The following is an 18,447-nucleotide window of genomic DNA, read 5'->3' on the forward strand; positions in this document are numbered from 1 at the left end:
GTTCGGACCATGACGATCGATCAAGGCAGTGACCGGCACGTGGTGGTGCGGCTGGACGACGTGCACAAGGAATACGGCGACACCAAGGCCCTGGACGGGCTGTCCCTGGAGATCCGGGCGGGTGAGGCGGTCGCCGTGATGGGCCCCTCCGGTTGCGGGAAGTCCACCCTCCTCAACATGGTGGCGGGACTGGACCGGCCCACCTCGGGTCTGGTGGAGGTGCACGGCCAGGACCTGGGGCGGCTGAACGAGACCGGACTGGCCCTGTTCCGTCGCCGCGGCGTCGGCATGATCTTCCAGTTCTTCAACCTCATCGACGACCTGCCGGTGCTCGACAACGTGGCGCTGGCCGCGCAGTTGACCGGCACGCCCGCCCGACAGGCCCGCCGCCGGGCCCTTGAGCTGCTCGACGAACTGGGGGTGGCGGCGCGCCGCAACAACCACCCGGCGACGCTCAGCGGGGGCGAGCGCCAACGGGTCTCCGTCGCCCGGGCGTTGATGAACCGGCCGGCGCTGCTCCTGGCGGACGAGCCCACCGGAGCGCTCGACAGCCGCTCCGGCGAGCAGGTGATGGACCTCCTCATCGACCTCAACCAGATCGGGCAGACGCTGCTGATCGTCACCCACGACCGGGAGTTGGCCACCCGCTGCGCCGGCCGTCTGGTCGAGGTCGCCGACGGCCGGGTGGCCCGCGAGAGCGCGCTGGAGGCGACCGCGTGAGCGCCGTGTGGAGGGCATCGCGCGCAGCCGTCGGGCGGCGCAGGGTCCAGACCTTCGTCATCGGGCTCGTCGTGTTGTGCTCGACCACGACCGTGCTGCTCGCGCTGGGGATGCTGGAAGCGGCCTCCGGACCGTTCGACAAGGCGTACGCGAAGCAGCGCGGGGCCCATGTGGTGGCTTCCTTCGACACCTCGAAGGCCACGACGGAGCAGCTGGCGGCGACCGCGCGGCAGCCGGGCGTGGAGGCCGCCGCCGGGCCGTTCGCGCAGGCCGTGGTCGGCGTGCCCGGCGACTGGCTGTGGATGGCGGGCGGCTCCCTCACCGTGGTGGGCCGGGCCGACCCGGCGGGCCCGGTGGACCGCGTCGAGCTGCTGCGGGGCCGCTGGGCCACGGCGCCGGGCGAACTCGTCGTGAACAACTCGTCCGGTGGGATACCCGACGCGGAGCTGCTCGGCACCGAACTGACGGTCCCCGGGGGACCGCGGCTGACCGTCGTGGGTTTCGCCACCAGCGTCGGCAAGTCGGCCGGCGGCTGGGTGTCCCCCGAGCAGGCGGCGGCGCTGCACCCCACCTCCGCCCAGATGCTGTACCGGTTCACCGACCCCTCGACGCAGGCCCGGCTGGACGCCTCACTGGCGCGGGCCACCGCCGGGCTGCCCGAGTCCGCGCTGACCAGCGCGCAGACCCACCTCACCCTCAAGCGGGCGTTCGCGGCGACGGCGAACGCGTACCTCCCGTTCATGACGCTCTTCGGTGTCCTCGGCGTGCTCGTCTCGGTCCTGATCGTCGGCAACGTGGTCAGCGGGGCGGTCGTGTCCGGGTACCGGCACATCGGCGTGCTCAAGGCATTGGGCTTCACCCCGAACCAGGTCGTCGCCGTCTACCTGACGATGGTCTGCGTCCCCGCCGTTGCGGGTTCCGCGCTCGGCACCCTGGCGGGCACCGCGCTGGCCCGGCCGGTCCTGAGGGTCGCGTTCTCCGGCATCGAGATCGGCCGGGCCTCGGTCGACCGTGTGGACCCGGGGGTGCTCGTCGTCTGCCTGCTGGGCATGCCCGCCCTCGTGCTGCTGGCGGCTCTGGTCCCCGCGCTGAGGGCGCACCGGCTGTCCGCCGCCGAGGCGATCAGCGCCGGCGGCGCGCCCCGCACCGGGCGGGGGCTGCGCGTGCAGCGGCTGCTCGGCTCGACCCGGCTGCCGCGACCCGTCAGCATGGGCCTGGGCCAGCCGTTCGCCCGCCCCGCCCGCAGCCTGCTGACCCTGGCGGCCATCGTCCTCGGGGTGACCACGGCCACCCTGTCGACCGGGCTGACCAGCACCATGCTCGCGTTCGGCGATGCCGGGCGGAGCGAAGGCGGCACCGGGGTACGGGTGGAGGCGGGGATCGAGCAGCACGGCCGGCCCGACCCGACGCTGGGCGACGCCCGGATCGAGGAGCTGCTGCGCTCCCTGCCCGGCGTGAAGTACGTACGCGCCCGCGGGCTGGCCCAGGTGAACCTGGCCGGGCAGACCCAGCCCGCCTTCGGCAACTTCTACCGCGGGGACAACGCCGCGGCGTCCCGGCAGATGTACGCGGGGCGGGTGCCCGACGCGGCCGGGGAGATCGCGGCCGGGCCGTCGTTCCTCACCGAGCGCGGCCTGAAGGTGGGCGACCGGGTCACGCTGGAACTGAACGGTCGGCGGGTGCCGTCCACCATCGTCGGCGAGCTCATCGACTCGGGCGCCCGTTCGCTGGACGCGAGCTGGCAGACGTACGAGCTTCTCGCGCCCGGTGCCCGCGCCGTCGAGTACGCGGTGCTGCTGGGGCCCGGCGCGGACGCCGAGGCCTACGCGGCGGCGGTCGAGGCGGCCGATCCCGGACTGCACGTGAACGTGGGGCGTTCCGGGAACGCCGGCACCACCACGGTCGTCGCCTTCTCGACGGTGTTCACGGTGCTGCTGACGCTCGTCGCCTCGCTCGGGGTGTTCAACACCGTGCTGCTGAACACCCGCGAACGCCGCCGGGACCTGGGGATGCTCAAGTCGATCGGGATGACCCCCCGGCAGGTGGTGGTGATGACGGTGACCTCGGTGGCCGGGCTGGGCGCCGTCGGCGGACTGCTCGGCATCCCGCTCGGGATGCTGGCGCACCGGATGGTCGTGGACAACGTCGGCATCGTCGCCTTCCCGGAGTACATGAAGGACGTGTGGCACGCGCCGCAGTTGGCCGCGATGCTGTTGGCCGGCATGGCGATCGCGGTACTGGGCGCCCTGCTGCCGGCCCGGTCGGCGGCCCGGATGACGATCGCGTCGGTGCTGCACACCGAGTAGCCGGCCGATCAGCCGACGGCGGCCCTCGGTACGGACTCCGCGTCGACGATGCGGCCGTCGCGCAGCTCCACGACCCGGTCGGCGAGTTCGATCAGGACCGGGTCGTGGGTGGCCACCAGGGCGGTGACCCCCTCGCTGCGCACCACGGCCCGCAGCAGCGTCATGATCGACCGGCCGGTCTCGGAGTCGAGCTGGCCGGTCGGTTCGTCCGCGATGATCAGGTCGGGTTCGTTGGCCAGGGCGCGGGCCACGGCGACCCGCTGCTGCTGTCCGCCCGAGAGTTCGCCGGGGCGCTGGTCCGCGTGTTCGGCCAGGCCCACCAGGGCGAGGAGGGTCCGGGCCCGCTCCTCGCGCTGCCGTGCGGGGACCTTCCTCAGCCGCATCGGCACCCCGACGTTCTCCACGGCCGTGAGGACGGGGATCAGGCCGAAGGACTGGAAGACGAATCCGATGCGGTCGCGGCGCAGCGCCAGCAGCCCGGTCTCGTCGAGGCCCGCCAGGCCGGTGCCGTCGAGGGAGACGGTGCCGGCGGTCGGGGTGTCGAGTCCGCCGACGAGGTTGAGCAGGGTGGTCTTGCCGGAGCCCGAGCGGCCCTTGAGCGCGGTGAGTTCGCCTCGGCGCACCTCGAAGGAGACGCCTCGCAGGGCGTGCACGGCGTTCGGGCCGGTGCCGAAGCTGCGGTGGACGTCGTCCACGACCACCATCGGCGCCGCGGCCGGGCTCTCCTGTTGCTGCGTCATGACGTGTGCTCCCCGTGGATGTGAACCGGTCACTTTCGAATTTGCTCATCTGTCACATCCTTCGCGCAAGTCCCTTCCCCTGTGCGTTCGAATCTGACAGAGTCGTCCGCTATCCGGTGCCGGCGGTCCGGACGGGGGAGGAACACACCATATGCTCGGCTTCGTCATGCGCCGGCTGCGCGGGCGAGTGCCGCTCGCCGCCGCCGTCCTGCTCACCGTGCTCATCACCACGACCGTGCTGACGGCGCTGTTCGCGTTCACACGCGGCGTGGGCGAGGCGGGACTGCGCCAGGCGCTCCAGGGCCCGGGGCGGGACCGGAGCACCGTGCTGGTGACCGGCGGACGTCCCGTGACCGCTCGCGCCGAGGACGACAAGGCCGTACGGGCCTTCGCCGGCGAGCTGTTCGAACGGCTCCCGGTCGCCTTCGAAAGTCTGGCGCGCAGCCGCTCGTACGGGCTCCCCGGCGCGCGCACCGCCGGCGGGGAAACCGATCTGACACTGCTCGCCTCCCTGGACCGCGAGCGGGTCCGGCTCCTGGCGGGGCAGTGGCCGCAGGCGGTCGCCGGGGCCGACTCCGCCCGCACGCAGGTGGCCGTGCCACCGGCCGCGCTGACCCGGTTGGGGCTGACCGAGGCGGCGCTGCCCGCGGAGGTCCGCCTCGACGACCGGTACGGCGGAGCCCCGCTCACCGTGCAGGTCACCGGCGTGTACCGGGCGGCCGACCCGAAGGCCCCGTACTGGCAGCTCGACCCGCTCGCCGGCCACGAGCTCCAGGCCGGCACCTTCACCACGTACGGGCCGCTGCTCGTCGACGACACCGCGTTCACGGCGGGCGGACTGCCGCAGAACAGCCGCGGTGTGCTCCTGACCCCCGATTTCGCGACCGTGAGCCCCGCGCAGGCGCAGGACATCCGCGGGCGCGCGGCGGGCCTCGCTGCCGGCGCCCGCGCCTCGACGGGCGTCAAGGCCCCCGACGGGTTCCAGGTCAAGACCGAACTCCCCCATCTGTTGGACGAGTTGGATTCCGGGCAGCGGGTCGCCCGGTCCACCCTGATGGTCGGCGCGCTACAGCTGGCCGTTCTCGCGGCGGCGGCTCTACTGCTCGTCGCCCATCTCCTCACGGACCGTCAGGAGCCGGAGCGGGTCCTGCTGACCGCGCGCGGCGCCTCCCGTTTCCGGATCGGCGCGCTCGGCGCGGCCGGATCGCTGCTGCTCGCACTGCCCGCCGCCGTGCTCGCGCCGCTGCTCACACCGCCCCTGCTGAAGCTGCTCGCCGGCTTCGGCCCGCTGGCGCGGGTGCCCCTGGACACCTCCGGTAGCCCGCTGCTGTGGCCGGTCGCCGCCGCCTGCGCGTCGGCGTGCGTCCTGCTGACGGCGCTCCCCTCCATGCTGCGCGGTGCGGGGGCCGTCGCCCTGCGGGTCGGCGGCCGACGGCAGGCGCTGGTCGCCGGTGCCGTCCGCTCCGGTGCCGACCTGGCCCTGGTGGCCCTCGCCGTCCTCGCCTACCAGCAGCTCGCGCAGTACAGCGGCGACGGATCCGAGACCGCCGCCCCGGACGGCGGGCTCGGGGTGGACCCGGTGCTGGTCGCCGCGCCGACGCTGGCCCTCTGCGCGGGCACGCTGCTGGTGCTGCGGATCCTGCCGTACGCGGCGCGGCTCGGCGGGCGGATCGCGGCGCGCGGGCGGGGCCTCGGACCGGCGCTGGTCGGTTGGCAGCTCGCCCGCCGGCCGGGCCGGGCCACCGGGCCGGTGCTGCTGCTCGTACTGGCCGTGTCCAGCGGGGTCCTGGCGCTGGGTCAGCACACCGCGTGGTCCGCCTCCCAGCGGGACCAGGCCGACTTCGCCACCGCCGGGGGCCTGCGGATCTCGGGCAGCGACCTGGCACCGCTGGGCCGCAACGGGCGGTACGCCTCCCTGCCCGGGGGCGAGCGGGTCATCCCGGTGATCCGTGCGAAGCAGGAACTGCCGGGCGGTCGTGCCGGGCAGGTGCTCGCCTTCGACGCGGCCGGAGTGGCCGAGCGGGTTCCGCTGCGCGCCGATCTGCGGGACGGCCGCTCCATGCGCGAACTGTTCACGCCGCTCGCGGCGGGTGGCGGCGCGGCCGCCGACGGCATCGAACTGCCCGGCCGGCCGCGCCGGATCGACCTGGACGTGACGGTGCGGGCCTCCGGCGTGGGCGGCCGGCCGGGCCTCGGCGTGCTGCTGCGCGACCGGTTCGGCCAGACCCACCGCACGTCGATGACGCAGCTGCCCGAATCCGGGGACGCCACCGTCTCGCTGGACCTCGGTGCCCTCACCGGGGGCTCGCTCGGGTCGGCGGCAACGCCGCTGCGGGTCGCCGGGCTCGTGTTCTCGTACGCGCTGGAGGACCGCCGGACGGTACCGGAAGACGTCCCCGCCGCGCAGGACCGGCCCGGGGAGCTGACCGTACGCCGGATCTCCGCCGCCGACGCCCCCGGCGCGGCCGCGGTGCCCGCCCGTCCCGGTGCGGCCGGCTGGACCCTGGGTGCCCCGCAGCTGACCGGCGGCGGGCGGGCCGGCGAACTGCTCCCGGCCGGTCCGGACGAGCTGGTGCGGGTCCGTTACCGGAGCGGTGCCGGGAGCATCGGCGGCGTCCAGCTCGGACTGCTCGCGGGCGCCGCCCCCGCCGCCGAGGTGCCGGGGATCGCCACCCGCGGCTACCTCGCCGCCGTCGGAGCGGGCGTGGGGGACGTGGTGCCGGTTCCGCTGGGCTCGGGCAACGTGCCGGTGCGGGTCACCGCCGCCGTCGGCTCGCTGCCGGTGGCCGGAGAGACCGCCGTGGCCGTGGATCTCGCCGCCGCCGGACGGCTGTTGGCGGCCGACGCCGGGCGGGAGCTGCCCGATGTCGCCGAGTGGTGGCTGCCGGCCGCCTCCGACGAGGACCCCGTGCCCGCGCGGGCCGCCGCCGAACTGCGGTCCGGCGCGGGGGCGCAGCAGCTGGAGCTGCGCGAGGAGGTCGCTGCCGGGCTGCTGGACGATCCCCTCAGCGCGGGCCCGCAGAGCGCGCTGGCCGCTCTGGCGGTGGCCTGCGCGATCCTGGCCGCGATCGGCTTCGGGGCTTCCGCGGCGGCGGCCGGACGGGAACGCGCCGCGGAGTTCGCGGTACTGACCGCCCTGGGGACGCCCCGGCGGCGCCTCGCCCGGACGGTCGCGGCGGAGACCGGTGTCCTGGTGGTCCTCGGGACCGCCGTGGGGGTGGGGTTGGGTGCCTTCATCGTGCACCTGGTGGTGCCGCTCGTGGTGCTGACGCCCGCCGCACGGCGTCCGGTCCCGGAGGTCCTGGTGGACCTGCCCACCGCCGGAACGCTGCTCCTGGCCGCCGCGATCGCCGCGGTGCCGCTGCTGTCGGCCGTGTTGGGCGGCCGCCGAGACCGAGGCGTGGCCGACCGGCTGCGGCACGTGGAGGAATCATGAGCCGCCCCGCGTCCCCCACTTCCGAGAACCGCGCCTCCGACAACCGCGCCTCCGAGAACCCCGCGCCCGGCCCCTCGCGCCCCGCGGGGCACCGGCCCGCGCCCTGGGTGCGGACGCGGTTGCGCGCCGCTCCGCTGAGCGCGTTGCTCGGCGCCGCCCTCGTGTTCGTCACCGTGCTCCTCGCCGCGGGCCTGCCCCGGGCCGTGGACAGGGGCGCCGACCAGGCCCTGCGCTCGTTCCTGCGGGCCCAGGGCCCGGCCCCGACGAGCCTGTTCGCCACCACCGGCTCGCAGGGCGGGCCCCAGACGCCGCAGGAGCTGGATTCGGCCCTGGCCGCGCTGCGCGCCCGTACCGGCGGCGCGTTCCGCCTCGCCGCGAGCGGCCCGGTGCACGGCGCGTACGGCGTGAAGCCCACCGAGCTGGCGAACCCGGGGCTCACCCGGATCGAGGGACCGGACCCCCGGCTGACCCTCGCGTACCTGCCGGAGGTCACCGCCCACGCCACGCTGGTGGCGGGACGCTGGCCGACCGGCGCCGTGGCCGACGACGCGCCGGTCCCGGTGGCCCTGTCGCGCGCCGCGTCCGAGACCCTGAAGGCGCCCATCGGCACCGTGCTGGAGTCCAAGCCTTCGCCGGCGGGCCCGCAGCGGGCCGAGGTCGTCGGCCTGTACGACGCCCACGACGCCGCCGACGTGTACTGGACCGACGTGCCCTGTATGGCCCACGCGTGCGAGAAGCGGACAACCACCGTCCCGCCGCTGGCGTACTGGCAGACCGACGCCGTCGTGGGCGCCGAGGGGATCGACCGGATCGCCGGCTGGGACGAGGGCATCCAGTACTTCTGGCGCCTGCCGGTGGACACCGACGCCCTGCGGTCGGACCTGCTGCCGGCCACCGCCAAGGAGGTCGCCTCCTTCGTCGCCGGTCCCACCTCGACCGGGCTGAGCCGCACCATCGGGCGGCCCGACCTGCGGATCGCCTCCCGGCTCCCGGAGCTGTTCACCCAGGCCGAGGCCCGGGAGCGGGGCGTGGCCCCGCTCGCCGCGATCGGCCCGGCCGGGGTCGCCGGGGTGGCCGTGGTGGTCTTCGCCCTGGCCGCCGCGCTGGGCGGCGACCGGCGTGCGGCCGAGTTGCGGCTGCTGCTCGCCCGCGGCGGCTCGCGCCGCTCCATCGTGCTGCGGCTGCTCGGGGAGGGCGCCGTGACGGTGCTGCCCGCCGCGGTCGCGGCCACCTGGCTCGCGTTCGCGCTGCTGCCGACGCCCCGGGCGGCCGCCTCCCTGCTCGCCGCGTCCGCCGTCACCCTGCTCGCCCTGCTGGCCCTGCCCGTACGGGCCTTCGTCCTGCTGTCGGGTCCGCGTACGCCGCGCCCCCGGCGACGGCTCGTCGGCGAGTTCCTCGTCGTGGCCGCCACCGCCGCCGCCGTGTACGAGGTGCGCACGCGCGGCGTCGCCCCCGCCGGGGCGGGACTCGATCCGCTGCTCGTCGCCGCCCCGCTGCTGCTCGCGCTGTGCGGCGGGCTGCTCCTGGCCCGGCTCCAGCCCCCGCTCGTCGGGGCGTTGGCCCGGGCGGCGGGCCGCGGTCCCGGCCTGGTCGGCTTCCTCGGACTGGCCCGTGCCGCGCGCGGCGGGCCCGCCGGGGCGGCCGGCGGCAGGGGGCGGCCCTCGGTGCTGCCGCTGATCGCGCTGCTGCTGGCCGTCACCACGGGCGGGTTCGGTGCGACGGTGCTGGGCGCGGTCGACACCTCCCGACTCCAAGTGGCCCGCGACGCCGTGGGCGGGGACGCACAACTCGCCGCCCCGTACGGGACCGCCCTCCCCCGGGAACTGGTCGACGCCGTGGGCTCGTTGCCCGGTGTGCGAAAGGCCGCCTCGGTGTGGGTGGACGACAACGCGTTCGGCTACTTCGGACGGGGCACGACGCACGTCTCGGTGGTCGTCGTCGATCCGCAGTCGTACGCGGAGCTGTCCCGGACCCTGGGGCGGGGCCGCTTCGACCCCGCCGTGTTCTCCGGGAAGGGGACCGGCGCCGTCGTTCCCGCGCTGTTCAGCCGCGATCTGCTCGGGCAGAAGGGCCAGGTCGCCCCGGCGGAAGCGGAGGCCTTCCGCCTCTGGGCGGGCGGCGAGGAGATCCGGATCGGCGTCGCCGGCGCCTTCGACGGTCCCACGCCGGCGCTGCCGGGCGTGGGTGTGGCCACCCTGATCCTGCCGGTCGGTCCGACCACCGCGGTGGTCCCCAAGGCCGCGCAGCCCAACCGGTGGCTGGCGGTGGGCGGCATCGACGGGGACCGGCTGGAGGAGGCCGTGGCCAGGAGCGTCCCGGCGGCCACCGCCGAGAAGTACCTGGTGCGCACCAGTGCCGCCAAGGTCGCCGAACTGGCCGGCGACCCGCTCCAGCACTCCGCCGTCCGGCTGTTCTGGGGGTCCGTGGCGGGCGCCGCCGGCTTCGCCGTGCTGGCGGTGCTGCTGACGCTGATGCGGGCCGCGCCCGACCGGGCCGCGCTCCTGGCCCGGCTGCGCACGATGGGTCTCCAGCCCCGGCGGGGCGTGGCGCTGATCCTGGCCGAGACCTGGCCGCAGGCACTGGTCGCGGCGCTGGGCGGCGGGCTCGTCGCGGCGGCGGCCGTGCTCCTGCTGGGGCCGGCCGTGAACCTGTCCTCCCTGGTCGGTGCCAAGGTCCCGACCGGGCTGGGTCCGGCGGTCTCGCCCGTACTGACCCAGGCACTGGGCATCGCGGCCCTCGTGACCTTGGCCGTGCTGGCGGAGGCCTCGATTTCCGGCAGGCGACAGATCACCACCGAGTTGAGAGCGGGAGACCAGCGGTGAACACCGACCAGCCGACCTACGAAGACCTGCGCCGGGAGGCCCTGGCCGCCGCGGAGCCGCGTACGCGCGGTGCGGAGACGGCGATCGCCTGCGACCGCCTGGTACGCATCTTCAGCACCGCCGGGGTCGAGGTGCAGGCCCTGCAGGGGCTCGAACTGACCGTGACCCAGGGCGACCTGGTGGCGCTGGTCGGCGCCTCGGGCAGCGGGAAGTCCACCCTGTTGAACATCCTCGCCGGTCTGGACGTCCCCACGGCGGGCACCGCCACCGTGGGTGGCTATGACCTGCTGGAGATGTCGGCCAAGGAGCGGCTGCGCTATCGGCGAGAGGCGGTGGGGTTCGTCTGGCAGCAGACGGCCCGCAATCTGATGCCCTTCCTGACGGCGGCCCAGAACATCGCGCTGCCGATGCAGTTGAAGGGCCGGGCCGGGCGCGGTGCAAAGACGCAGCGCGCCCGGCGGGTGGGGCAGCTCCTCGAGGCCCTGGAGATCGGCGACCTCGCGGGTCGCCGGCCGGTCGAGCTGTCGGGCGGCCAGCAGCAGCGCGTGGCCATCGCCGTGGCGATGGCGAACGACCCGAAGGTGCTCCTCGCCGACGAGCCCACGGGCGAGTTGGACTCGGAGACCGGCGCCGCGATCTTCGAGTCGTTCCGTACCGTCAATCGGGAACTGGGCGCCACGGTCGTCATCGTGACCCACGACCCGCTGGTCGCCGGCGAGGTGCGCCGTACGGTCGCCATCCGCGACGGCCGCACGAGCAGCGAGGTCCTGCGGCGCACGGTCACCGACGAGCACGGTGAGGAATCGGTGAGCGAGCGGGAGTACGTCATGCTGGACCGCACCGGTCGTGTCCAGCTCCCCCACAAGTTCCTGGAGGCCCTGGGCATGGAGCACCGCGTGGCGGTCGACCTGGCCTCCGACCACATCGAAGTCCGTCGCGACGACGTGGAGTCCTGAGCCCGCGGATCCCTTTCGCCACCGCGAGATCCGCCCCGGGCGGCCGGAGCTCGTGCCCGGGAGGGTGATTCCGTCACCTCCCCGGGCCGGGGGTCGTTAGCGCCTCGGGGTCGGATCGGGGGCGAAGGGATGACGGTTATGCGGCAGTTTCCTCTGGAGATGCACCACGTGGCACCCGGTCGGGTGGTCGAGTGGCGGCTCAGGCGCACGGCGGTGGAGGCCGTGGAGCAGGACCCCCGAGCGGGCAAGATGGCGTCCTTCAACCAGGACAAGCACTTCACGGTCGCCGAGGAGAGCAGGGACGCCGACGACCCGGTCGCCTCGTGGATCGCGGTCACCTTCGAGGTCGACGGCCCGCTCGACGAGCCGGCGCTGGCGCGGGCGCTGCTCTCCTTCGTACAGCGGCACGAGGTGCTGCGGTGCGCGTTCAGCAGGCTCGCCGGGGAGGTGGCCTGCGAGCCCTTCGACCCCGCCGAACTCGCCCTGGACGCCGAGCCCGTGGCCGACTTCGACGACTCCGAGCGGTTGGGCGACTTCCTCGTCGAGCGGTTCAAGCGGAGCATCGACACCCTGTCCTGGCCCCTGTTCGTGATGGGCGCGGTGCTCCGCGAGGACTCCGCCACCGTCTACCTCGCCTTCGACCACATCGTCTGCGACGGCATGTCGATGCCGATCGTCGTCCACGAAGTGCTCACCGCCTACGAGTCCTTGTGCCGTGGCGAGGAGATCGAGCTGCCGCCCGCACCGAGCTACCTCGACTTCGCCGACGAGCAGCGCCGCCGCTACCTGTCCATCGACGCCCGCGACGAACGCCTCGGCTACTGGAAGTCGTTCATCGAGCGGGGCGGCGGCGAGTTCTTCCCGCGCTTCCCCCTCGACCTCGGCGTGGAGCCGGACCGGATGTACCCGATCGTGAACGAGGCCTCCCGCCTGCTCGACCCCTCCGACACCGAGGTGTTCGAGAAGACCTGCCTGGCGGTCGGCGGCAAGCCGTTCATGGGGGTGCTCGCCTCCGTCGCCGTCTGTCTGCGCGAGGCGGGCGGGCCCGGGGTGTACCGGGGTCTGATGCCGGTGAGCGAGCGCGGCCGGCAGGCCTGGACGGATTCGGTGGGGTGGTTCGTCAACACCATGCCGATCGAGTTCGACGCCTCGCCCGGCCGGGACTTCGCCGCCGTCATGGCCGGCGTCCGGGCCGGCTTCGGAGAGATGATCGCCCACATCGACGTGCCGTTCGTCCGTGCGTGGGAGCTGCTGGCACCCGAGGAGTTCGCCGCCCGCTCCTGGCCGTACCCGGTGAACTTCTTCTCGTACATCGACATGCGCAAGTGCCGCGGTGCCGAGCGCCACGAGGAGTGGCGGCCGACCACCCACGTGTGGTCGGCGCGGGCCAACGGGGCGTGCTCGTGGTTCCAGCGGGACACGGACGGGCTCCACATGAACTCGATCTACGTGGACACGCCGGCGGCGCGGCGCACCATGGGCGACTTCCAGGAGGCGCTGCGCCTGACCGTTCGGGAGATCGCCCGCGCGGGCGGTTTCCGCAGGCCCGTCGCGCTGACCCCGCCGCGGCGGCCGGCCGGGACCCCGCTCGACGTGGCGGGGTACGCCGGGCGCGGCTGACCCGCGCCTACGAGAGCCGGGCGGCGCGGCCGAGCAGCAGGGCGCGTTCCCGCTCGTTGCGCGTGAGCGAGGCGGCCCTCTCGAACTCCGCGCGGGCCTCCCGCGGCCGGTCGAGCCGTTCGAGCAGGTCTCCGCGTACGCTCGGCAGCAGGTGGTAGGAGCGCAGGGCCGGTTCCTCCGTCAGGGCGTCGACGATCGGCAGCGCCGCCTCGGGGCCCTGCGCCATCGAGACGGCCACCGCGCGGTTGAGTTCCACCACGGGTGAGGGGACGAGCAGGACGAGGCGGCCGTAGAGCGCGGCGATCGTCGCCCAGTCGGTGTCCTCGTAGCGCACGGCCGCCGCGTGGCAGCCGGCGATCGCGGCCTGGAGGGCGTACGGGCCGGTGCCGGCGTGGCTCAGGGCCCGGACGCCCCGGTGGATGAGCAGCCGGTTCCACTTGGCCCGGTTCTGGTCGGCGAGCAGCACCGGTTCCCCGTCGGGGCCGGTGCGGGCGGTGATCCGGGAGGCCTGGAACTCCAGGAGCGCGGCGAGGCCGTGCGCCTCGGGTTCCTTGGGCATCAGGGCGGCGAGGAGGCGGGCGAGGCGCAGGGCGTCCTCGCAGAGGGCGGGGCGGACCAGGTCGTCCCCGGCGGTGGCCGAGTAGCCCTCGTTGAAGACGAGGTAGATGACTTCGAGGACGGAGGCCAGCCGTGCCTCGCGGTCGGCCCCGTAGGGGACCTCGAAGGGCACGCCCGCCTTGGCCAGGGTCCGCTTGGCGCGGACGATGCGCTGGGCGACGGTCGGCTCGGAGGACAGGAAGGCCCGCGCGATCTCCTGGGTGGTCAGGCCGCCCATCAGGCGCAGGGTGAGCGCGATCCGTGCCTCGGTGGCCAGGAGGGGATGGCAGGAGGTGAAGATCAGTCGGAGCAGGTCGTCGTCGATGCCGTCCGGGTCTGCCGGTTCGGCGGGCGGTGGCACGTCCTCCAGGCTCCGGCCGACCTCGGCGAGCTTCAGGGCGTAGGTCTCCTTGCGGCGGACGAGGTCGATCGCGCGGTGCTTGGCGGTGGTCATGAGCCAGGCGCCCGGCTTGTCCGGGACGCCCGACCGCGGCCATTGTTCGAGGGCGGCGACGAGGGCGTCCTGAGCGAGTTCCTCGGCGATGCCGACGTCCCGCACGATGCGGGCCACGCCGGCGATGATGCGCGCGGACTCGATCCTGAACACCGCTTCGACCGCCTGGGTCGTGTTGCCTGCCGTCACGGCCATCCATCAGATCAGCCGTGACGGAGCAGGGCAAACGCGGCGCGGGAACGCGGGTCCCCGGGGCGGGTCACATCTCCTGGATCTCGCGGACCTCGGCGCTGACGTTCCAGCTCGCCGGGTGGATCTCCAGGAAGCGGCGGGTCCACTCGACGGCCTCGGCCTTGTCCTTGCACTGGGTCAGGGAGTAGCCGCCGACGACCTCCTTGGTCTCGGTGAAGGGGCCGTCGGTGTAGCTGATCTTCCCGCCGGACCAGCTCAGCCGGGTGGCTTCGGAGGTGGGCAGCAGACCTGCGGTGTCGAGCATGACCCCGGCCTTGGTGATCTCCTCCAGGAGGGCGCCCATGCGCTGCTCGAAGTCGGCGGGGAACTCCTCGGGCGGCAGGTTCTGCTCGTCGATGCGGATCATCGTCAGGAAGCGCGGCATGGTGACTCCTCGGTCGGTGAGGCGGGGACTTTCCCCGCCTCTCACCCCTGCGTCGAACGGGAGACGCCCGGATCGACAGCTGTCCCGGAATTCTTCGGAAGTTTTTTCCGGAGGCCCGGACGACACGGGCCTACTCGCCAGTAGGATCGCGTTTCGGCCGCTCCCTCCCCCGAGAGGACTCGACGTATGCCCCGCCCTTCCTCCCCTCTGCTGCTCGCCGGCCTGCTCGCCGGAGCCGCCGTCGCGCACGCCGTGGTGCCGAGGCAGTTCGACGCCATCGTCCCGCGCTCCCTTCCGGGGACCCCGCGCCAGTGGACGTACGCGAGCGGCGCCGCCGAGCTCGCGCTGGCTGCCGGGATCGCCCATCCGCGCACCCGCAAGGCGGCGGCGCTGGCGGCCGCCGCCTTCTTCGTCGGCGTCTTCCCGGCGAACGTCAAGATGGCCGCCGACGCCCGCCACCGCTCCCCCGCACTGCGCGCGGTGACGCTGGGCCGGCTTCCGCTCCAGGTACCGCTGGTCCTGTGGGCCAGGAAGGTGAGCCGCGAGGCCGCCGGCCAGGCCTAGGCCGTCCCTTTCGGATCTTGCGGGCCAGGCACGGTCCGGAAGAGGCGGTTCAGCGGCTGTCGCCCGCCCAGTCCCAGTGGGCCTGGTCCTGCGCGCGACGGCGGTAGTGGGCCCGACCGCCCGCCCCGTAGCGTCCTATCTCCGTCGGGAGGCGGGCCTCCTCGGCGAGTTGGGGCGCGCTCCAGCCGGTGATGTCGAGCAGGAGCCCGTCGAGGGGCCCGCCCACGAGCTCGCCGTAGACGTGGCCGGGGCGCGGGCCCGGGTCGGGGTCTTCGTGGTCGGCGCCGTAGACCCGGCGCCGGAGCATCCTGTCGTCCATGGCCCCAGCTTCACAGGTGCCACTGACAACGGGCGATGATGGCGGTCACGGGGCACGCGCGGAAGAGGAGCGGTACGCACATGGCGGCACGTCGGGTACACCAGCCACTGGAGGACCAGGAGTTCGACTTCGTCCTCTCCATGACGACGGGGCCGGTTCTCGCCTACTTCTGCGGGTCCTGGCCCAAGGCTCTGGAGGCCTGCCGCGCCATGGACGCGGTCGTCGGCGAACTGGCGGCGGAGTACGGGACGCGACTCACCGCGGTCCGCACGGACATCACCCGCTGCCCCGGCCCGACCAGGCGCTACGGGGTGACCGGAGCCCCGACGGCCGTGCTCATCGAGGGCGGCGAAGCGGTCGCGAGCCACGCCGGGCCGATGACGTCCGAGGAGCTCCGGCAGTTCCTGGACGCCCACCTCTGAGCGGTGCGGGCCCCCGTTGAGCCCTGCGGGCGAACTCGGGCGATCTGGCCGAAAGTGGCATGGGAAGGATAGGTGCCTTAGGCATGTAATGGAGTCCGGCGAGACGGAACCCACGGCTTGCGAGGTACTTCATGTCAGAGACCGTCACCTTCCCCCAGGACCGAACCTGCCCCTACCACCCGCCGACCGCCTACGCACCGCTCCGGGAGGGGCCGCCGGCGGGCCGGCCGCTGTCCCGGGTCACCCTCTTCGACGGCCGCTCCGTATGGGTGGTCACCGGGCACGCCGAGGCGCGCGCCCTGCTCTCGGACGGCCGGCTCTCCACCGACCGCACCAACGCCGCCTTCCCCGTCCCCACCCGGCGGTTCAAGGGACTGCAGAACAGGCGGACCGCGCTGCTCGGGGTCGACGACCCGGAACACAACAGGCAGCGCCGGATGCTGATCCCCTCCTTCACCCTGAAGCGGACGGCCTCCCTGCGGCCCCGGATCCGGCAGACCGTCGACCACCTGATCGACGCGATGGAGGCCGCGGGCCCGCGCGCCGAGCTGGTCTCCGCCTTCGCGCTGCCGGTGCCGTCGATGGTGATCTGCTCCCTGCTCGGAGTCCCGTACGCGGACCACGAGTTCTTCGAGGGGCGATCGAGGCGGCTGCTGCGCGGGCCGGAAACGGCCGATGTCGAGGAGGCCCGCCGCGACCTCGACGCGTACCTGACCGAGCTGATCGGGCGCAAACGCCGGGAGCCCGGTGACGGGCTGCTCGACGAGCTGATCGCACAGCGCCTGGAGACCGGCGAGGTGGACGTCCCGGAGCTGATCGACCTGGCGCTGATCCTGCTGATCGCGGGGCACGAGACCACGGCCAACATGATCTCGCTCGGCACCTACACCCTCCTGCTCCACCCCGAGCAGCTGGCCGAGCTGCGGGCGGACCCGGAGCTGATGCCGACGGCCGTGGAGGAGCTGATGCGGTTCCTGTCGATCGCGGACGGCATGCTGCGGGTGGCCACGCAGGACATCGAGGTCGGCGGGGTGACGGTGCGCGCGGACGACGGGGTGATCTTCTCCACCTCCGTCATCAACCGCGACCGGTCCGTCTTCGAGGATCCCGACGCGCTGGACTGGAACCGGCCGGCCCGCCACCACGTGGCCTTCGGTTTCGGCGTCCACCAGTGCCTGGGCCAGAACCTGGCCCGCGCCGAGATGGAGATCGCCCTGGGGGCCCTGTTCGAACGACTGCCGGGGCTGCGACTGGCGGCCGAGCCGGACCGGATCCCCTTCAAGCCCGGAGACACCATCCAGGGCATGGTCGAGCTCCCCGTGGCCTGGTGAGCGGCATGTCGACGACCCCTGTGCACATCGAGATCGACACCGGCGTCTGCATCGGCGCCGGCCAGTGCGCACTGACCGCGCCCGGGGTGTTCACCCAGGACGACGACGGCTTCGGCGAGCTGTTGCCCGGGCGGGAGGACGGCGCGGGCAGCGCGCTGGTCCGGGAGGCGGCCCGCGCCTGCCCGGTCTCGGCCATCACCGTGCGGGAGCCTTAGCGCGACCCCACTTCCTGTACAGTTGTCCAGGAAGTGGCGGCACCGCCACTGCGGTCATCGGATCCCTTCGGGGCCATGAGGGAACGGAGGCGGCCATGGACACGGTCGCTGGGATACTGATCGGCCTCGTGGCCGCCCTGCACGCGTACTTCCTGGTCCTGGAGATGTTCCTGTGGCAGCGGCCGCCGGGCCGGGCACTGTCGGGGTTCGACGCGGACACGGCGCGCCTGACGGCGCCGCTCGCCGCCAACCAGGGGCTCTACAACGGCTTCCTCGCCGCGGGCCTGGTGTGGGCGCTGGTCATCGACTCGCTCGCCACGCAGGTGTTCTTCCTCGTCTGCGTGGTCGTCGCGGGGGTGTTCGGGGCGGCGACCGCCAACCGCCGCATCCTCGTCGCCCAGGCCCTGCCCGGCGCCCTCGCGCTCGGCGCCGCACTGCTGGCCGCGTGACCGGGTGAGCCCGGAGGACCCGCGCACGGCGCGCACGAAGGCGCGGCTGCGCGAGAGCCTGCTGGCCGAGTGCGCGGACCGGCCGCTCGCCGAGGTCAGCGTCTCGGCGGTGGTCCGCCGCGCCGGGGTCGGCCGCGCCACGTTCTACCTGCACTACGAGGACCTCGCCGCGCTCGCCGTGGACGCGTGCGCGGAGGTGGTCCACGCGGCGGTCGACGCCCTGCACGCCTGGCAGACCGGGCCTGGGTCGCGGGCCCCACTGGAGCCCCCGGAGGCTCTGGCCGCGTTCTTCTCCGGCGTGGCCGGACACTCCCCGCTCTACCGGACGCTGCTGCTCCCCGGCGGCGCGGGCCCGCTGGGCGAGCGCCTGCACCGGGAGCTGCGCGCCCGCGCCCGCGCCGAGCGCACGGCGGTGGGGGCCCCGCACGCGGACCTCGTCGCCTCGGCGGTCGCCGCCGCGTTCACCGGCGTGCTGGCGGACTGGCTGCACGGGCAGGTCCCGGCGACCCCGGCGGAGCTGGCCGGCCAGGTGTGGTCGCTGCTGGTGGCGCTGCACCGCGCGGTATAGGGCGGGCGGCGTGCGCGAGCCCCGCCGGGCGGGCCCGGCGGGGCTCGGTTCACGGCACGGGCTCATGGGACCGGTCCGCGAAGCGGTACTACCTTTGGGGAACCACCCGCTCGGCCTGGGGGCCCTTGGGGCCTTGGGTGACGTTGTACTCGACCCGCTCGTTCTCCTCCAGGGCCTTGAAGCCGGTGGTCTCGATCGCGGAGAAGTGCACGAACACGTCGGGGCCGCCGTCGTCCTGCTGGATGAAACCGAACCCCTTCTCCGAGTTGAACCACTTCACGGTGCCTGTTGCCATCTTGCCGATCCTTCTCG

17 protein-coding genes are annotated in these 18,447 nt (G+C 74.1%); 12 read left to right on the top strand and 5 right to left on the bottom strand.

All coding sequences use genetic code 11. The features are described from left to right. Positions 1-9: 9 nt before the first annotated feature. Both ACFYZL_RS09715 and ACFYZL_RS09720 read left to right on the top strand, forming a co-directional pair. Entirely contained in the window at positions 10-720 is a 711-nt protein-coding gene (locus ACFYZL_RS09715; RefSeq protein WP_384745294.1) for an ABC transporter ATP-binding protein, read from the top strand. Then, entirely contained in the window at positions 717-3,026 is a 2,310-nt protein-coding gene (locus ACFYZL_RS09720) for an FtsX-like permease family protein (RefSeq protein WP_384745293.1), read from the top strand. Before ACFYZL_RS09715 ends, ACFYZL_RS09720 begins: the two co-directional genes overlap by 4 nt. A gap of 8 nt (positions 3,027-3,034) precedes the next feature. Here ACFYZL_RS09720 and ACFYZL_RS09725 read toward each other — a convergent pair whose 3' ends face one another. Next, positions 3,035-3,766 carry an ABC transporter ATP-binding protein gene (locus tag ACFYZL_RS09725; protein WP_384745292.1) on the bottom strand — a complete coding sequence of 244 codons (732 nt, stop codon included), beginning with the start codon at positions 3,764-3,766 and terminating at the stop codon, positions 3,035-3,037. A 151-nt stretch (positions 3,767-3,917) separates the two neighbouring features. Between ACFYZL_RS09725 and ACFYZL_RS09730 the strand changes: the two genes are divergently transcribed. The 4 genes from ACFYZL_RS09730 to ACFYZL_RS09745 all read left to right on the top strand — a co-directional run bounded on the left by ACFYZL_RS09730 (position 3,918) and on the right by ACFYZL_RS09745 (position 12,600). Further along, a complete protein-coding gene (locus tag ACFYZL_RS09730; protein ID WP_388677676.1) occupies positions 3,918-7,202 on the top strand; it encodes an FtsX-like permease family protein in 3,285 nt (1,094 codons plus the stop codon). Then, positions 7,199-10,024, top strand: coding sequence for a hypothetical protein (locus tag ACFYZL_RS09735; RefSeq protein ID WP_388677679.1), 2,826 nt, complete (start codon positions 7,199-7,201; stop codon positions 10,022-10,024). Before ACFYZL_RS09730 ends, ACFYZL_RS09735 begins: the two co-directional genes overlap by 4 nt. Continuing rightward, positions 10,021-10,980, top strand: a complete 960-nt coding sequence (locus tag ACFYZL_RS09740) for an ABC transporter ATP-binding protein (protein WP_384745287.1) — start codon at positions 10,021-10,023, stop codon at positions 10,978-10,980. Before ACFYZL_RS09735 ends, ACFYZL_RS09740 begins: the two co-directional genes overlap by 4 nt. A 138-nt stretch (positions 10,981-11,118) precedes the next feature. Next, positions 11,119-12,600: a condensation domain-containing protein gene (locus ACFYZL_RS09745; RefSeq protein ID WP_388677683.1), complete on the top strand. Its 1,482-nt coding sequence runs from the start codon at positions 11,119-11,121 to the stop codon at positions 12,598-12,600. A 7-nt stretch (positions 12,601-12,607) separates the two neighbouring features. On the opposite strand, the gene ACFYZL_RS09750 is transcribed toward ACFYZL_RS09745, so the two are convergent. Then, on the bottom strand, positions 12,608-13,846 hold the full coding sequence (locus ACFYZL_RS09750; RefSeq protein WP_388677686.1) for an RNA polymerase sigma factor: 1,239 nt from the start codon (positions 13,844-13,846) through the stop codon (positions 12,608-12,610). A 64-nt stretch (positions 13,847-13,910) separates the two neighbouring features. Further along, the gene (locus ACFYZL_RS09755; RefSeq protein WP_384745283.1) at positions 13,911-14,267 is read right to left on the bottom strand and encodes a YciI family protein; all 357 of its coding nucleotides are present in this window, start codon (positions 14,265-14,267) and stop codon (positions 13,911-13,913) included. A 186-nt stretch (positions 14,268-14,453) separates the two neighbouring features. On the opposite strand from ACFYZL_RS09755, the gene ACFYZL_RS09760 reads away from it, so the two are divergent. Further along, positions 14,454-14,831 (top strand): hypothetical protein, encoded by a 378-nt coding sequence (locus ACFYZL_RS09760; RefSeq protein ID WP_388677689.1) that lies wholly within the window; start codon positions 14,454-14,456, stop codon positions 14,829-14,831. A 49-nt stretch (positions 14,832-14,880) separates the two neighbouring features. Here ACFYZL_RS09760 and ACFYZL_RS09765 read toward each other — a convergent pair whose 3' ends face one another. Continuing rightward, positions 14,881-15,150 carry a hypothetical protein gene (locus ACFYZL_RS09765; protein WP_388677692.1) on the bottom strand — a complete coding sequence of 90 codons (270 nt, stop codon included), beginning with the start codon at positions 15,148-15,150 and terminating at the stop codon, positions 14,881-14,883. Between the two features lie 80 nt (positions 15,151-15,230). On the opposite strand from ACFYZL_RS09765, the gene ACFYZL_RS09770 reads away from it, so the two are divergent. The 5 genes from ACFYZL_RS09770 to ACFYZL_RS09790 all read left to right on the top strand — a co-directional run bounded on the left by ACFYZL_RS09770 (position 15,231) and on the right by ACFYZL_RS09790 (position 18,135). Then, positions 15,231-15,572: a thioredoxin family protein gene (locus ACFYZL_RS09770; protein WP_384745280.1), complete on the top strand. Its 342-nt coding sequence runs from the start codon at positions 15,231-15,233 to the stop codon at positions 15,570-15,572. A 131-nt stretch (positions 15,573-15,703) separates the two neighbouring features. Then, complete coding sequence (locus ACFYZL_RS09775) at positions 15,704-16,903, top strand: cytochrome P450 (protein WP_384745278.1); 1,200 nt, start codon at positions 15,704-15,706, stop codon at positions 16,901-16,903. Between the two features lie 20 nt (positions 16,904-16,923). Continuing rightward, on the top strand, positions 16,924-17,118 hold the full coding sequence (locus tag ACFYZL_RS09780; RefSeq protein WP_384745324.1) for a ferredoxin: 195 nt from the start codon (positions 16,924-16,926) through the stop codon (positions 17,116-17,118). A gap of 95 nt (positions 17,119-17,213) precedes the next feature. Further along, positions 17,214-17,567, top strand: a complete 354-nt coding sequence (locus ACFYZL_RS09785; RefSeq protein ID WP_388677696.1) for a DUF1304 domain-containing protein — start codon at positions 17,214-17,216, stop codon at positions 17,565-17,567. 4 nt (positions 17,568-17,571) lie between these two features. Further along, the gene (locus ACFYZL_RS09790; RefSeq protein WP_384745274.1) at positions 17,572-18,135 is read left to right on the top strand and encodes a TetR/AcrR family transcriptional regulator; all 564 of its coding nucleotides are present in this window, start codon (positions 17,572-17,574) and stop codon (positions 18,133-18,135) included. Between the two features lie 88 nt (positions 18,136-18,223). Here ACFYZL_RS09790 and ACFYZL_RS09795 read toward each other — a convergent pair whose 3' ends face one another. Beyond that, positions 18,224-18,430, bottom strand: a complete 207-nt coding sequence (locus ACFYZL_RS09795; protein ID WP_384745273.1) for a cold-shock protein — start codon at positions 18,428-18,430, stop codon at positions 18,224-18,226. Positions 18,431-18,447: the final 17 nt, after the last annotated feature.

It is taken from the genome of Streptomyces sp. NPDC001717, from assembly GCF_042892775.1.
Classification (GTDB): Bacteria; Actinomycetota; Actinomycetes; order Streptomycetales; family Streptomycetaceae; genus Streptomyces.

What these genes read in the sequence shown, in the direction of transcription:
- ACFYZL_RS09755 (WP_384745283.1), bottom strand. Translation starts at nt 14,267, where the DNA reads ATGCCGCGCTTCCTGACGATGATCCGCATCGACGAGCAGAACCTGCCG.
- ACFYZL_RS09750 (WP_388677686.1), bottom strand. Translation starts at nt 13,846, where the DNA reads ATGGCCGTGACGGCAGGCAACACGACCCAGGCGGTCGAAGCGGTGTTC.
- ACFYZL_RS09725 (WP_384745292.1), bottom strand. Translation starts at nt 3,766, where the DNA reads ATGACGCAGCAACAGGAGAGCCCGGCCGCGGCGCCGATGGTGGTCGTG.
- ACFYZL_RS09795 (WP_384745273.1), bottom strand. Translation starts at nt 18,430, where the DNA reads ATGGCAACAGGCACCGTGAAGTGGTTCAACTCGGAGAAGGGGTTCGGT.
- ACFYZL_RS09770 (WP_384745280.1), top strand. Translation starts at nt 15,231, where the DNA reads ATGGCGGCACGTCGGGTACACCAGCCACTGGAGGACCAGGAGTTCGAC.
- ACFYZL_RS09715 (WP_384745294.1), top strand. Translation starts at nt 10, where the DNA reads ATGACGATCGATCAAGGCAGTGACCGGCACGTGGTGGTGCGGCTGGAC.
- ACFYZL_RS09730 (WP_388677676.1), top strand. Translation starts at nt 3,918, where the DNA reads ATGCTCGGCTTCGTCATGCGCCGGCTGCGCGGGCGAGTGCCGCTCGCC.
- ACFYZL_RS09735 (WP_388677679.1), top strand. Translation starts at nt 7,199, where the DNA reads ATGAGCCGCCCCGCGTCCCCCACTTCCGAGAACCGCGCCTCCGACAAC.
- ACFYZL_RS09760 (WP_388677689.1), top strand. Translation starts at nt 14,454, where the DNA reads ATGCCCCGCCCTTCCTCCCCTCTGCTGCTCGCCGGCCTGCTCGCCGGA.
- ACFYZL_RS09785 (WP_388677696.1), top strand. Translation starts at nt 17,214, where the DNA reads ATGGACACGGTCGCTGGGATACTGATCGGCCTCGTGGCCGCCCTGCAC.
- ACFYZL_RS09775 (WP_384745278.1), top strand. Translation starts at nt 15,704, where the DNA reads ATGTCAGAGACCGTCACCTTCCCCCAGGACCGAACCTGCCCCTACCAC.
- ACFYZL_RS09765 (WP_388677692.1), bottom strand. Translation starts at nt 15,150, where the DNA reads ATGGACGACAGGATGCTCCGGCGCCGGGTCTACGGCGCCGACCACGAA.
- ACFYZL_RS09745 (WP_388677683.1), top strand. Translation starts at nt 11,119, where the DNA reads ATGCGGCAGTTTCCTCTGGAGATGCACCACGTGGCACCCGGTCGGGTG.